Below are 14,165 nucleotides of genomic sequence, written 5' to 3'. Positions count from 1 at the left end.
ACGGAGTTGCGACGCCCCGATCCGGTCGTTGTTAGCGGCTTGTTAGCGCCGCCGTGCGGTATCAATGGCCTGTGGAGTTCGGACTGCTGGGACCGGTCGAGGTGCGCGAGCAGGGCCGTGCGCTGCCCGGCGGGAGCGGGCGGGCGCGGCTGGTGCTCGCCGTCCTGCTCATCGACGCCGACCGGTTGAGCCCCGCCGACCTGTTGATCGACCGGCTGTGGCAGGACCCACCCGCGTCGGCGAAGGCGCAGCTGCACAACCTGGTCAGCGGGCTGCGCCGCCGGTTCCGGGCCGTGGACCCCGCGCTGATCGAGACCCGCTCCACCGGATACACGCTGCGGCTGGGGGCGCACCGGCTGGACCTGGCGGAATTCCGTGCGCTGGCCGGGCAGGGCCGGGCCGCGGCCGGGGCGGGCGACCACACCGCCGCGGCGGCGCTGCTGGACCGCGCGCTGGCACTGTGGCGCGGGCCGGCCCTCGCCGACCTCGACGGCCCGTCCGTGCTGGAGGTCCGGGAGGCGCTGCACCGGGAGCGGCTCGCGGCGGCGGAGCTGAAGCTGGACGCCGCGCTCGCCCTCGGTGACCACGACACGGTCCTGCGTGAGGTCGGGCCGCTGGTGGCCGCGCATCCGTACGCTGAACGGCTGTACCGCCACCAGATGCTGGCGCTGGCCGGGGTGGGCCGCCGGGCCGAGGCGCTCGCCGTGTACCGCCGCGCGTACCGGCGTCTCGTCGACGACGTCGGGGTCGAGCCGGGTCCGCTGCTGCGCGCCACGGAGCGGTTCATCCTGCGGGGCCGGCCGGTGGGTCAGGCGACCGCGCCGCCGGCCCGGCCGGTGCCGCGGCAGCTCCCGCCGGCGGTCGAGCTGTCGGGGCGCGGTCCGCTGCTGGACGACGTGGCCGGGCGGCTCGAGGGCACCGGCACCGCCGCGCCGGTGGTGCTGCTGGTCGGCCCGGGTGGGGTCGGCAAGAGCGCACTGGCCGTGGCCGTGGCGCACCGGCTGGGCCCGGTGTACCCGGGCGGGCAACTGTATGCCGACCTGCGGGGCAGCCACGACGTCCCGGCCGACCCGTTGCGGGTCCTGGAGCGGTTCCTGCGGGCGCTGGGCGTGCCCGGCTCGGACCTGCCCGCGGACCCTGAGGAGCGGATCACGCTGTACCGCAGCCATATCGCCGGTGGGCGGACGCTGGTGGTGCTCGACGACGCCGCCGACGAGGCGCAGGTGCGCCCGCTGCTGCCGGGAGCCGGCGGGGTGGTGGTGACCTCGCGGCGGCACCTGGCGGCGCTGCTGAACGTGGCCCGGTTCGTGGTGCCGGCGCTGCCGCCGGGCGACGCGGTCCAGCTGCTCGCCGCCGGTGCCGGTGCGGCCCGCGTCGCCGCGGACCCGGTGGCGGCGCGGGAGATCGTGCGGCTGTGCGGCGGGCTGCCGCTCGCCGTGTGCATCGTGGCGGCCCGGCTCGCCGTGCGCCCCGACGCGACCCTCGACGAGCTGCGCCGGCGCCTGGCCGCGCAGCGGGGGCGCCTGGACGAGCTGGCGGTCGGCGACCTCGACGTGCGGGCCAGCATCGCGCTGAGCTACGACGCGTTGCCGGCCGGCGCGCGGCGGCTGCTGCTGCGGCTGGGTCTGGTCGCCGCCGGCGACTGGCCGGCGTGGGTGGCGCATGCCCTGCTCGACGCGCCGGCGCCGCTCGCCCGGACGCTGCTCGACCGGCTCGCGGAGGTCCACCTGGTGGAGCCGCTGGGCCGGGACACCGTCGGGCAGGCCCGGTACCGGCTGCATGAGCTGGTCGCCGAGTTCGCCCGCGAGCGGCATCCCGCCGATGAGGCGCCGGCCGAACGGGACGCGGCGCTGCACCGGTTGCTCGACGGCTGGCTCGCGCTGGCCGGTGCGGCCGACGAACTGCTGGGCGACGCGACGGGCGACCCGGGCGTGAGCGTCGCGCCCGCGCCGCAGGACGGTGTCGAGGCGGTGCGCGCCGGTGCCCTGGACTGGTTCGAGACCGAACGTGCCGGCCTGGTCGCGGCGGTCGAGCAGGCCGGCCGCGCGGGCCTGCCGGACGTCGCCGGTGGGCTCGCGCTGCGGATGTCGGCCTTCCTGGGCAACCGGTGCTACGCCGACGACTGGGCACACACCCTGCACACGGCGATCTCGGGCGTGCGTTCCACCGGATCGGCCCGGCTGCTGTCCCGGCTGCTCGACGGCCTGTTCAAGGCCCACCTGCAACGCGACGAGCACGCCCGGCTGCCCGCCGTCTCCGCCGAGCAGCTGGCCGTCGCGGTCGCGCTCGGCGACGTGCCGCTGCAGGTGCTCGCCCTGCGCAACGCCGGGCTCGCCGCCATGCGCCTCGGACGGTTCGCCGAGGCCTTCGACCACCTGGAGCGGGCGGTGGCGACGGCCCGCAGCCAGCCGGCGGCGGCCGGGTTGCTCGGGGACAGCCTGGACAGCCTCGGCTTCGCCCGCTGGGACGCCGGAGACGCCGCGACGGCCCTGCCGATGCTGGAGGAGGCGCTCGCCGTCGACGAGCTGCCGGACCGGTCGCTGCGGACGGCGCTGCGCCGCTACCACTACGGGCTGGCGCTCACCACCGTCGGCCGACTCGACGACGCCGAGCACGCCCTCACCGCGGCGCTGCGCACCAGCGTCGCGGTCGGCGACGACCTCGGCACGGCGTACGTCGAGCAGGCGCTCACCGACGTGGCCGTCCGGCAGGGCCGGCTGGCGGAGGCGGCGCGGCTGCTGGACCGGGCGCTGGCCGGGCACCAGAAGCTCGACCGCCCCGACGGCCTCGCCGAGACCCTGCGCGCCGCCGGTGACCTGGCCGCCGCCGAGGGCCGCTGGGCCGACGCGGTCGTCGCCCTGCGGCACGCCGTGGACATCTGGCAGCGCATCGGCGCGGCGGTGCCGACCGCCCGCGGACTGGCCCGCCTCGAACGGGTCTCGTCCGCGTCCGGTGACGGGGCCGCGGCCGCCGGGTACCGCCGGCAATGGCGCGCCGTGCTCGCCGAGCTGCAGCTGGACGAGTCCGCGCTGCAGTTGCCGGCCGTCGAGCACTCGGCCGTGCCCACGTGAGGTGAGGCCGCCGGGTCCGGCGCGTGCCTCGATGCCATGCTCTTGGGCATGAGCCGCATCCTGGTCACGTCCATGCCGTTCGCCGGGCACGTCGGCCCCACCGCAGGGCTGGCCGCGGAACTGATCGCCCGCGGGCACGAGGTCGTGGCGTACACGGGCGCGAAGTACGTCCCGCGGTTCACCGCGCTCGGCGCGCAGGGCCGGCCGTTCGTACGGGCCCAGGACTTCGACGACGCGGACCTCGCCGCCACCTTCCCGGCGGTCGGCAATGGCAAGGGGCTGCGCAGCGGCCGGGCCAACGTCGAGCTGATCCTGCTTGGCACGGCCGCCGGGCAGGCCGCCGACATCCGCGCCATCGTCGAGGAGAGCGGCGCAGCGGGCCGGCCGATCGAGCTCATCGCCGCCGACCAGCTCGCGCTCGGCTCGGCCTTCGCCGCCGAGGCGCTCGGGCTGCCCTGGGCGACGGTGGTGGTCACCGCCCTGACCCTCGCCAGCCGGCACCTGCCCCCGTCCGGGACGCGGCTGCTGCCGGCCACTGGCCCGGTCGGGCGGCTCCGCGACGCGGCGCTGCGGTCCCTCGTCGCCGGGGTCTCCCGCCGGATGCTCGCCCCGCAGGTCAACCGGGTCCGGGCCGAGGCCGGCCTGCCGCAGCGGGTGAACGGCAGCCTCGACGACGCGTACTCCCCGCAGCTGGTGCTGGCGCAGGGCGTGCCGGGCCTCGACTATCCCCGCCCGGACCTGCCCGCGCACGTGCACTACGTGGGCCGGCTCGCGCCCGCCCCGCAGCCCGGCGCGCTGCTGCCCGCGTGGTGGCCCGAGCTGGCCGCCGCCCGCGCGCAGGGCCGGCCGGTCGTCCACGTCACCCAGGGCACCCTCGACGTCGACCCGGACGACCTGCTGCGCCCGACGATCGCGGCCCTCACCGGCCGGGCGCCGCTGGTGGTCGCGACCACCGGCGGCGCTGCCGAATCGGTGCTGGAGCCGGTCCCGGACAACGTCCGGGTGGCGCGGTTCCTCCCGCACGACCAGCTGCTGCCGCTGGTCGACGTGGTGGTCACCAACGGCGGCTGGGGCGGCACACTCGCCGCGGTGCAGGCCGGGGTGCCGCTCGTGGTCGCCGGTGCGACGCTGGACAAGCCCGAGACCGGCCGCCGGGTCGCCTGGTCCGGCGTGGGCGTCGACCTGCGCACCGGGAGCCCGTCCGGCGCCCGGATCGGGCGCGCCGTCGCCCAGGTGCTCACGGATCCCGGGTTCCGGCGCCGGGCGGGTGAGCTGGGCGCGGCGCTGACGGCGGCGGGCGGAGTCCGCGCCGCGGCGGATCTCGTCGAGCGGCTGCTCGTCGCGCGGACCTCAGATGGTGCGGCGTAGCGCCGGTCTCCGCGGCGTCGACCAGTGGTTGCTTGTCGCGCGGCGTCGCGCGGTTTCCGCGGCGTCGGCCAGTGGTTGCTTGTCGCGCGGTTTCGCGCGGTTTTCACGGCGTCGGCCAGCGGCTGCTTGTCGCGCCGGAGTCAGATGGTGCGGCGTAGCGCGGTTTCCACGGCGTCGACCAGCGGGTCGCCGTCGGTGCGCGGGTGCCGGGCCAGGCCGAGCTCGACGTCCGGCAGGGCGGGCAGGACGTCCGCGCCGTGGCTGGCCATCGCCGGCTCCAGGTTCGACGGCATGAGCGCCGCGACGCCGAGCCCGGCCCGCAGCGCGGCGAGCACGCCGACCAGGCTGTTGCTCTCGAACGCCACCCGCCAGGGCCGCTCGGCCCGTTCGAGGGTCTCCAGCACCGCGGTGCGCCAGGCGCACGTGTTGGAGAACAGCACCACCGGCAGCGGATCGGCGGTCACCTCCACACCGTGGCCGACCGCCCAGACCAGCGGCCGGCGCACCGTCCAGCGCGGCGGTCCGGGAAGGTGGGCCACCTCGTCGAGCACCAGGTGGATCCGGCCGGCGTCGTACGCCTCCCGCATCGCGGCGGTAGGGACGCTGAGGACCTCCAGGGTCGCGCCGGGGTGCAGCCGGGCGAGGTCGGCGAGGGCCTGCGGGAGCTGGGCCGCGGCGAGGTCCTCGAGCAGCCCGACACCGCAGTGGCCGGTGAGCGCGCGTCCCGTCTCGGTGAGGGCCTGCGCGGACAGCGACAGGATGCGTTCGGCGTAGGGCACGAGCTCCCCACCGGCCCGGGTCGGCGACACACCGGACGGCGACCGGAACAGCAGCGGCCGGCCGACCACGCTCTCGAGCTTGCGCAGCTGCTGGCTGAGTGCCGGCTGGGTGTATCCGAGCTCGGTCGCCGCGCGGCTGATGCTGCCCGCCCGCACGGCGGCGACGAACGACCGCAGCAGCCCGATCTCCAGATCCCTGCCCATAAGGATCCATTATGGCAGATCCAGCAAATATCAGCGTTCCTACGATGCGTTGCATGCCCTAGCGTCAATTGCGTGACCGGATACCGGCAGGTGCTCGCCGTGCCAGGGATGCCGTCGCTGCTGGCCGTTTCGCTGCTCGCCCGGACCGCGATCACCGCCGACGTGATGGTGCTGACGCTGCACGTCGTGCTGGGCCTCGACCTGAGCTATGCGGCGGCGGGCGGCGTCGTGGCGTTGCTGACGGCCGGCGTGGCGCTCGGCGGACCGCTGCTCGGCCGGGCGATCGACCGGCATGGCGTGCGTCCCGTGCTGCTGGCAACCGCCGCGGTGCAGGTCGTGTTCTGGCTCAGCGTGCCGGCCCTGCCGTACGGGCTGCTGCTCGGCGCCGCCTTCGTCGCGGGCCTGCTGATGGTGCCGGCCCAGTCGGTGACCCGGCAGGCGATCACCGCGACCACGACGACGGGACAGCGCCGGGCCGCGTTCGCGCTGGAGTCGGTGCAGGGCGAGCTGTCCTACATCGTCGGACCGGCGGTGGTGATCCTGGGCGCGGCGACGGTTTCGCCCGAGGCGATGGCGTGGGCGGCCGGCGCCACGATCGCGGCCGGCGGCGCCGGGATCGCCTGGCTCAACCCGCCCGTGCGCACCGACGAGGAGACCGGCGCCGGCCCGGCCGCACGCCCCCCGCGCCGGCAGTGGCTGAACGCCCGCATGATCGCCGTGCTGGTGCTGGCGTTCGGCACCACGACTCTGCTCAGCGGCATCGACCTCGCCATCGTCGCCACCCTCGAAGCGGCCCATCAGGTGTCCTGGGCCGCAGTGGTCGTCATCGTGCTGGGGGTCGCGTCCGTCACCGGCGGCCTGACCTACGGCGCGCTGTCCCGCCCGCTGCCCACGTGGCTGCTGCTCGCGTTGCTCGGGCTCCTGACCATCCCGGCCGGTCTGGCCCACGACTGGCGCTGGCTGTGCGTGGCCGTCGTCGGTGCCGGCCTGCTCACCGCGCCGACGCTGTCCACGGTGGCCGACGCGGTGAGCGGGCTGGCCCCGGCCGGCGTGCGCGGCGAGGCGGCCGGGCTGCACTCCTCGGCGCTGAGCGCGGGCTTCGCGATCGGCTCCCCGCTGGTCGGTGTGGCGATCGACCTGTCTGTCCCGGCGGGCGGCTTCGCCGCGGCCGGACTGGCCGGCCTCACCGCCGCACTGACCGGATACCTGCTCTCCCGCCGCCCGGCCGCCGTTTCCCATAGTGGTTCCGGTCGCCCCGCGGCGCCGGACCGCGCGCCGCACCGAGTCGCGTAGGCTGATTCGAACTGGTCGCGACCTTGCGGGCAATGCCAGACGACATGCGGTCCGGGTGCCTTATGAACGGCGGGCGAATACGGAACGTAGCGGGATGTAGCGCCTTTGGAGATCAATTAGGCGGCATGGGTTACGGTCTGTAGAGCAGCCAGGCAGCCGGGTTCGATCCACGTGGTCAGTGGGAGCGGATGGCCAGCACGGTTCGGGTTCAGTTGGAACGGATGGCCAGCACGGTTCGGGTTCAGTTGGAGCGGATGGCCTGGACGGTCCGGGTTGCCCAGGCCAGGGCGGCCAGCTGCTGGAACAGCACGTCGTCGTTCGTGAGGTCCGTGGCGGTCTCGTGCTCGTGGGCGTTGACGGCGGCAAGAACGTCGCCGAGCGGACCGGCACCGTGCAGCAGCGCGTCGCGGACCATCGCGGCGAGGGGGAGCTTGGCGGCGAGGGCGTCGACGGGCAGGCCGAGCAGCCCGGCGACGGCGTCGAGCAGGCCGGCGGTGAAGGCCTCGTCGCCGGACAGGCCGCCGCTCTCGGCGATCAGCCGGCACAGCTGCGCGTGGACGAGGATGTCGGCCGTCTGCTCCTCGCCGGCCTCGGTGAGGTCGCCGATGAGCATGAGCGTGACCCAGTCGCGGATCTGTGCGGTGCCCAGCATGACGACCGCCTCGTGGACCGACGACACGCGGTGCGCGGTGCCCGTCGCGGCGGTGTTGACCGCCTGCAGCATGCGGTAGCTCAGCGCCGGGTCGCTCGACACGATCGACACGACCCGGTCCAGGCCGATGTCGGGCGCCATCAGCAGGCCCAGCAGGTGCACGCAGCGCAGCCGGGATGCGCTCAGGGTGCGGGCCGTGACGACCGCGGGGCGGCTGAGGGCGTAGCCCTGGAAGAGGTCGTAGCCGCGTTCGTGTGCCTCGGTGACGTCGGCCGGGGTCTCGAGCCGTTCGGCCACGAACCGCAGGTGCGGGTGGGCCTTGCGGACGTCGAGAATCGCCTGCCGTTGCGCGGCGGTGGTGCCCAGGAAGTCGACCTTCACGTAGCTGGCCAGCTCGAACAGCCGCTCGTGCCCGGAGCCGGATACGAAGTCGTCGAGCGCGATGACGTAGCCGCGCTCGACCAGGGCGGCGACGCCCGCGACGAGACGGTCGTCGACGTCGACCGTCTCCAGGACCTCCAGCACGGCATGTTCGGGTGCGAACGGCACGGGGAGCTCGCCGAGCAGGAAGTCCGCGGTGAGGTTGATGAAGCAGCGCCGCCCGCCGGCGAGCTCGTCCAGGCCGACGGTGGTGAACGCGGTGACCATCACCTGGCTGGTCGCCAGCACCCCGCCGTTCGTCGCGGACCGGGCGCCGGGCGCGTTGCGGAACAACAGCTCGTAAGCGGCGACATCACCCTGCCGGTCGTAGATCGCCTGGCGCCCGACGTGGACATCGGTGACCTCAGGGATGACATGCGACATGGACTTCCCGATCCGTGTGTGAACGAACACCTTGCGTAGTTCATGGTGACCGGCGCGGGTGCGCGGTGGCGACGGCCGAATGTGCGCGAACTCCGCCGATCACCCGACAGCCGGCCACCTGACCGCCAAAAACGCCGCCGAGCACCGCCGAGCACCGCCGAGCACCGCCGAAACGCCGCCGAGCGCCTCCGATTGCCGCCGGGCCCGTGGACCCGGGTGCGGGGGGACTTCCGGCCCTGCCGCCGGATCCCCGGTCCGGGCGATCGTCGAGGGAGGCGCCGCAGACCGGCGGCGAGCCCCCGCCGCACGGCGTAGCCTCGGGCTCGTAGGCCCGGGACGGACTGCACGCACATTGACGAAGGGACGTCCGGTGACCAGTGTCGCGGACCGCACCACCGACGAGCATCTGACCGACGCGCTCGGCCGGCCCAGTGACGACGAGGTCGCCCAGCTGGACGCGTGGTGGCGGGCGAACAACTACCTCACCATCGGCCAGATCTACCTCAAGGGCAACCCGCTGCTGCGCCGGGCCCTCGTGCCGGACGACATCAAGCCGCGGCTGCTCGGCCACTGGGGCACCAGCCCCGGCCTGTCGCTGATCTACGCGCACGTGTCGCGGCTGATCCGGCGGACCGGCCAGGAGACGATCTACCTGGCCGGGCCAGGTCACGGTGGTCCCGCCCTGGTCGCGGCCGGCTATCTGGAGGGCACCTACAGCGACATCTACCCGGCGGTGTCCCAGGACGAGGCGGGGCTGCTGCGGCTGTTCCGGCAGTTCTCCAGCCCCGGTGGCATCCCCAGCCACGTGTCCGTCACGACGCCGGGCTCCATCCACGAGGGTGGCGAGCTCGGCTACGTCCTGGTGCACGCGTTTGGCTCCGTGATGGACAACCCGGATCTGCTGACGATCGCGGTCGTCGGCGACGGCGAGGCCGAGACCGGCCCGCTCGAAGGGTCCTGGAAGGGCATCTCCTTCATCAACCCCACCCGGGACGGCGCCGTGCTGCCGATCCTGCACCTCAACGACGCGAAGATCGCCGGGCCGACGGTGCTGGGCCGCAAGGACCCGGCCGAGGTCCGCGAGCTGTTCGAGGGCCACGGTTACGAGGTGCTCGAGGTCGGCGGCGACGACCTGCCGGGCATGCACCACCGGTTCGCGGCCACGCTCGCCGAGGCGTGGGGGAAGATCCGGGCGATCCAGCGCGCCGCCCGCGCCGGCGACTGGGACGGCCGGCGGCCGCGCTGGCCGATGATCATCCTGCGGTCGCCGAAGGGCTGGACCGGACCCGACCAGGTCGACGGTGTCAAGGTCACCGGCACGTGGCGGTCGCACCAGGTGCCGCTGTCCGGGGTGAAGGACAACCCGGAGCACCTGGCGATCCTGGAGCGCTGGATGCGCTCGTACCGGCCGGAGGAACTCTTCGACACCACCGGTGCGCCGGTCGCGCTCGTGCGCGGCCTCGCCCCGGACGGCGACCTGCGGATGAGCGCCAGCCCGCACGCCAACGGCGGTCTGCTCACCCGCGCCCTCGACCTGCCCGACTTCCGCGACTACGCCGTCGAGGTCAAGACCCCCGGCCGCGACCACGCGGAATCGACCCGGCGGCTCGGGGATCTGCTGCGCGACGTGTACCGCGGCAACCCGGACCGGTTCCGGCTGTTCTGCCCCGACGAGACCAACAGCAACCGGCTCGGCGCCGTCTTCGAGGCCTCCGACCGGGCGTTCATGGAGCGGGTCACCGACGCGGACGTCGCGATCGGCCGCGACGGGCGGGTCATGGAGGTGCTGTCCGAGCACAACTGCCACGGCTGGCTGGAGGGCTACAACCTCACCGGCCGGCACGGCATGTTCGCCACCTATGAGGCGTTCGCGATGGTGTCCGCCTCGCAGACGGTCCAGCACGGCAAGTGGCTGCAGGAGGCGAAGCGGCTGCCGTGGCGGGCGAAGGTCCCCAGCCTCAACGTGCTGCTCACCTCCACCGCCTGGCGCAACGACCACAACGGCTTCTCCCACCAGGGTCCCGGCCTCATCCAGGTGGTGCTGACCCAGCGCGGCGACGTGGCCCGCGTGTACCTGCCGCCGGACGCCAACACCCTGCTGTCCGTCGCCGATCACTGCCTGCGGTCGCGGTCGTACATCAACCTGATCGTCATCGACAAGCAGCCGCAGTTGCAGTGGCTGAGCATGGACGAGGCCGTCGCCCACTGCGCGGAGGGCGCCGGCATCTGGGACTGGGCCGGCACCGACGACGGCAGCACCGACCCCGACATCGTCCTGGCCTGCGCCGGTGACGTCGTCACGATGGAGACCGTGGCGGCGGCCCAGATCCTGCGGGAGCGACTGCCGAAGCTCAAGGTGCGGGTCGTCAACGTCGTGGACCTGATGACGCTGCCCCGGCCGAAGGACCACCCGCACGGGATGAGCCCGACCCGGTTCACGGAGCTGTTCACCGACACCGTCGACGTCGTGTTCGCCTTCCACGGCTACCCGGGCGCGATCCACCAGCTCGTGCACGGCCGCCCCGACACGGACCGGTTCCGGGTCCGCGGCTTCATCGAGGAGGGCACCACCACGACCCCGTTCGACATGACGGTCCGCAACCGGGCGTCGCGCTATCACCTCGTCATGGACGCCATCAACAACGCCAAGCGGCTGCCCCGCGGCGCCGCCGAGCTCAAGGCATGGTGCGAGCAGAAACTCGCCGAGCACGAGACGTACGTGGTGGAGCACCTCGAAGACCTGCCCGAGATCCGGAACTGGACCCGCTGAACCGCGCGGTTCAGGCGCGCTGCCGCTCCTCCCGGGCGCGGATCAGTTCCTCGACCGCGCTCGGGAGCGTCGTTTCGAAGTCGATCAGTTTCACCCAGGTCGGGGTCACGACGATGCGGACCATGCCGTCGTACAGGGAGCGGACCTCGGCCTCCCAGTGGACCCGCTGCTCGTCCGTCATCTCGTAGCTGCCGTTCATCTGCAGGTACTCCGCCGGGATGCCGTCGACGACGTCCAGCTCGGCGCGGCCGCGGATGAGCAGGATCCTGGGCGGGTGCACCTCGGTGTCGATGGTCAGGGCGACCATCGGGTTGCGCCGCAACGACGCCAGTTTCGGCGCGTTCTTCGTGGTGCACATGACGATCTGCGCGCCGTTCCAGGTGAACGCGATCGGCACGGTGCGGGGCGTGCCGTCCTTGGCGACGTACGCCAGCCGGGTCACGTCGCGGGCCAGCAGCTCCTGGCTGTACGGCCGGTGCAGCACGCCGGTGATCTCGTCCGGTGTCATGGTCGATCCCGGCTGCGGCGCTTCGGTGGTTCCCTCAAAGATGCTCATGCACCTGGGACGGAGCCGGCACCGCGTTCTCGACAGCCACCTGTGCGACAAGTACGGCATCCCGAAGAACCGGACCGGCCAGCTCATCGCGCGGCCGTGCGGTCCCCCAGGACGCGGTCCCAGTCGACCGTGCGGGCCCAGTCGGCGTAGCTGTGCCAGGCCACGTCCGGGTACGCGGCGTGCAGCGCGGCGGCGTCGAGGAAGTCGGTGTTGTCCTCGAAGCGCTGGAACATGTCGGCGATCTCGTCGCCGGCCCACTGCCGGACCTGGTCCAGCGGCAGCTGCCGGTAGGGGATCTCCCGGCCGAGCACGTCGCTGAGCACCCTGGCCGCCTCCTCGCCGGTCACCCGGTCGGACACGACGTCGATGCGCTGCCCGGCGAACCGGTCCGGGTGCTCGACGGCGTGCACGGCGAGGCCGGCGATGTCCCGGACGGTCACCTGGTCCAGCGGCTTGCCGGGGGACAAGGGGTTGGCCAGGACGCCGTCGGTGAGGCGGCTGAACCCGACGTTGAGCACGTTCTCCATGAAGTACACCGGACCGAGAACGGTCGCGCGGACCTCCTGGGCCCGCAGGTGCGCCTCGACGAGCTGCTTGCTGTCGGCGTGGTCGATGTTCGTCTCCACCAGCTGGCCCGCGCCGCGCACCGAGGAGTAGACGAGGTGCGCACCGGCCCGCGCCGCGACGTCGACCAGGAGCCGGCCCTGGGCGACCTCCTCGTCCTTCCCGCCGGCGCCGAACGGCACGGACAGCCCGAAGATCGCGTCGGCGCCCAGCGCGGCGCGGGACAGCGGCTCCGGGTCGGCCAGGTCGCCGGCGGCGAGCCTGGCCCCGGCCGCCGCCAGGGCCAGGGCGGCCGGCGACTCGGGCGACCGCACGTAGGCGGTCACCTCATGACCGTGGTCGAGCAGCAGCCGGGCGACGGCGCCGCCCTGCTTCCCGGTGGCGCCGATGACGAGAACGGTGGTCACAGACTGACTCCTCGATCGTGACGAGTGGACGACACCGATCCTCTGGCCTCAACCATGGTTGAGGTCAAGCGCTACGGTCGACGCATGCCGAGGCCCCGCACCACGTTCCACGAACTCACCGTCGGTCAGGTCGCCGACCGCAGCGGCGTCGCGATCTCCGCCCTGCACTTCTACGAGCGGCACGGACTCATCCGCAGCACGAGGACGCCGAGCAACCAGCGCCGGTACAGCCGCGACACGCTGCGCCGGGTCGCCTTCATCCGCGCGTCCCAGCACGTCGGGATCTCCCTGGCGGTGATCCGCGACGCCCTCGACCGGCTGCCGAGCGAACGCACCCCGACCCGCGAGGACTGGGCCCACCTGTCCATGGCCTGGCGGGCCGAGCTCGACACGCGCATCGCGCAGTTGCAGGCACTCCGGGACGACCTCACCGAGTGCATCGGCTGCGGCTGCCTGTCGCTGCGGGTCTGCCACCTGACCAACCCGCGCGACCTGCTCGGCCGGGAAGGCCCAGGTGCCCGCCGCCTGCCACCGCCCGCGGCGCCGTAGGGTGACGCCTGAGCACCGGGACCGGCGTGCACCGTTCGTGGTGCACGCCGGCCGGGCATCACCCGGTTGCGGGCCGGCGGCGCAGGCGCGGGGCGAGCAGGGCGGCGACCACGGCGGTCAGCACCACCAGCACCGCCGCGGACGCGATGAACGCCGCCGGCACGTCGTCGGCGAAGAACGCCGGCACCGCGCCGAGTGCCGACAGCACCCGGGTGACCACGACGGTGCCGACCGCCGAGCGGCGGCCGCGCCAGCCGTAGCCGGCCGCGACCAGGGTGATCAGGCCGAGCGCGACGGCGGCGACGGCGACCGGCAGCGGTGGCGTGTCACCGCCGCCCGCGATCGCGGCGGCGATGTCGGCGACGCCAAGCAGCGCGGCGATGACCAGGCCGATCCGGAATGTACGCATGACGGTTCCTCTCTCAAACAGCACGGGAGATGGGGGCGAGATCCCAGTCGTCGTCCGGGGTGCGCAGGACGCGCGCTGCCGCGACGGCGAAACCGAGCGCGGTCAGCCCCCACGCGGCGGCGTCCAGCGGCTGGTTGCCGATCAGGACGAACGCCAGGTGCAGCGGCTGGGAGACGATGACCGCGACGGCGGCCCAGACCGGGACGGCGTGCGCCCGCCACAGGGCGGCGCCGAGCAGGATCATGCCGAGGATGTGCCCGGCGACGAACATGAACGCGGCGACGCCGAGCGGCGCGAGGGCGGTCTGCGCGTCGAGCACCCGCACGGCGGTGTCGGTGTCGGCCGCCCCGCCGGCGACGGCCCGGATCGTCGGGTCACCGGCGAAGAAGAAGAGCGCGGCGAACGCCGGCACCAGCAGTCCGACGCCGAACAGCGTCAGCACCGGAGCGCGTCGCTGGGCGAGCCGGCCCGCCGCCAGCACGGAGGGGATCAACGCGGCGAGCGCGACGAGGCTGAGCCAGAGCACGGCGTCCTGCCGGCCGAGGTGGGCCGCGGTCTGGGTGACCGTCTCGCGGTTGTCGGCGGCGTGGAAGTACGGCAGGACGCCGCGCAGGGCGGCGACGCACAGCGGGCCGAGCGGCAGCAGCACGGCGGCGGCGACCCGGCGGGTGGTGCGGGTGTCGCGCGAGACGGTGCCCGGTGGCGCGGCGATGGCGACGGACATGGCGCGTCCTTTCGG

General features: G+C 74.0%; 11 protein-coding genes. 5 read left to right on the top strand and 6 right to left on the bottom strand.

Annotation, left to right across the window (positions count from 1 at the left end; genetic code table 11):
* Positions 1-71: 71 nt before the first annotated feature.
* Positions 72-3,071, top strand: a complete 3,000-nt coding sequence (locus tag ACFPIJ_RS30410) for an AfsR/SARP family transcriptional regulator (RefSeq protein WP_380119926.1) — start codon at positions 72-74, stop codon at positions 3,069-3,071.
* A 48-nt stretch (positions 3,072-3,119) separates the two neighbouring features.
* Positions 3,120-4,439 carry a glycosyltransferase gene (locus ACFPIJ_RS30405; RefSeq protein ID WP_380119924.1) on the top strand — a complete coding sequence of 440 codons (1,320 nt, stop codon included), beginning with the start codon at positions 3,120-3,122 and terminating at the stop codon, positions 4,437-4,439.
* Between the two features lie 140 nt (positions 4,440-4,579).
* On the opposite strand, the gene ACFPIJ_RS30400 is transcribed toward ACFPIJ_RS30405, so the two are convergent.
* On the bottom strand, positions 4,580-5,422 hold the full coding sequence (locus ACFPIJ_RS30400; RefSeq protein ID WP_380119922.1) for a LysR family transcriptional regulator: 843 nt from the start codon (positions 5,420-5,422) through the stop codon (positions 4,580-4,582).
* Between the two features lie 72 nt (positions 5,423-5,494).
* On the opposite strand from ACFPIJ_RS30400, the gene ACFPIJ_RS30395 reads away from it, so the two are divergent.
* Positions 5,495-6,715 carry an MFS transporter gene (locus ACFPIJ_RS30395; protein ID WP_380119920.1) on the top strand — a complete coding sequence of 407 codons (1,221 nt, stop codon included), beginning with the start codon at positions 5,495-5,497 and terminating at the stop codon, positions 6,713-6,715.
* A gap of 241 nt (positions 6,716-6,956) precedes the next feature.
* On the opposite strand, the gene ACFPIJ_RS30390 is transcribed toward ACFPIJ_RS30395, so the two are convergent.
* Complete coding sequence (locus ACFPIJ_RS30390) at positions 6,957-8,171, bottom strand: EAL and HDOD domain-containing protein (protein WP_380119918.1); 1,215 nt, start codon at positions 8,169-8,171, stop codon at positions 6,957-6,959.
* Positions 8,172-8,541: 370 nt separating this feature from the next.
* Here ACFPIJ_RS30390 and ACFPIJ_RS30385 point away from each other — a divergent pair, with 370 nt between their 5' ends.
* A complete protein-coding gene (locus ACFPIJ_RS30385; RefSeq protein WP_380119916.1) occupies positions 8,542-10,941 on the top strand; it encodes a phosphoketolase family protein in 2,400 nt (799 codons plus the stop codon).
* A gap of 10 nt (positions 10,942-10,951) precedes the next feature.
* Here the strand turns inward: ACFPIJ_RS30385 and ACFPIJ_RS30380 are convergent, their stop codons facing one another.
* Complete coding sequence (locus ACFPIJ_RS30380) at positions 10,952-11,449, bottom strand: pyridoxamine 5'-phosphate oxidase family protein (RefSeq protein ID WP_380119915.1); 498 nt, start codon at positions 11,447-11,449, stop codon at positions 10,952-10,954.
* A gap of 131 nt (positions 11,450-11,580) precedes the next feature.
* Positions 11,581-12,468: an NmrA family NAD(P)-binding protein gene (locus tag ACFPIJ_RS30375; RefSeq protein ID WP_380119913.1), complete on the bottom strand. Its 888-nt coding sequence runs from the start codon at positions 12,466-12,468 to the stop codon at positions 11,581-11,583.
* Between the two features lie 84 nt (positions 12,469-12,552).
* Here ACFPIJ_RS30375 and soxR point away from each other — a divergent pair, with 84 nt between their 5' ends.
* Positions 12,553-13,017, top strand: coding sequence for a redox-sensitive transcriptional activator SoxR (gene soxR, locus ACFPIJ_RS30370; protein ID WP_380119911.1), 465 nt, complete (start codon positions 12,553-12,555; stop codon positions 13,015-13,017).
* Positions 13,018-13,075: 58 nt separating this feature from the next.
* On the opposite strand, the gene ACFPIJ_RS30365 is transcribed toward soxR, so the two are convergent.
* Both ACFPIJ_RS30365 and ACFPIJ_RS30360 read right to left on the bottom strand, forming a co-directional pair.
* A complete protein-coding gene (locus ACFPIJ_RS30365; RefSeq protein WP_380119909.1) occupies positions 13,076-13,426 on the bottom strand; it encodes a hypothetical protein in 351 nt (116 codons plus the stop codon).
* 13 nt (positions 13,427-13,439) lie between these two features.
* A complete protein-coding gene (locus ACFPIJ_RS30360) occupies positions 13,440-14,150 on the bottom strand; it encodes a hypothetical protein (RefSeq protein ID WP_380119907.1) in 711 nt (236 codons plus the stop codon).
* Between the last annotated feature and the right edge of the window lie 15 nt (positions 14,151-14,165).

The sequence above is a fragment of the Dactylosporangium cerinum genome (assembly GCF_042653625.1).
Classification (GTDB): domain Bacteria; phylum Actinomycetota; class Actinomycetes; order Mycobacteriales; family Micromonosporaceae; genus Dactylosporangium; species Dactylosporangium cerinum.
Note: the sequence above shows the minus strand (reverse complement) of the source record. Positions and strands in the feature narration are given on the sequence as shown.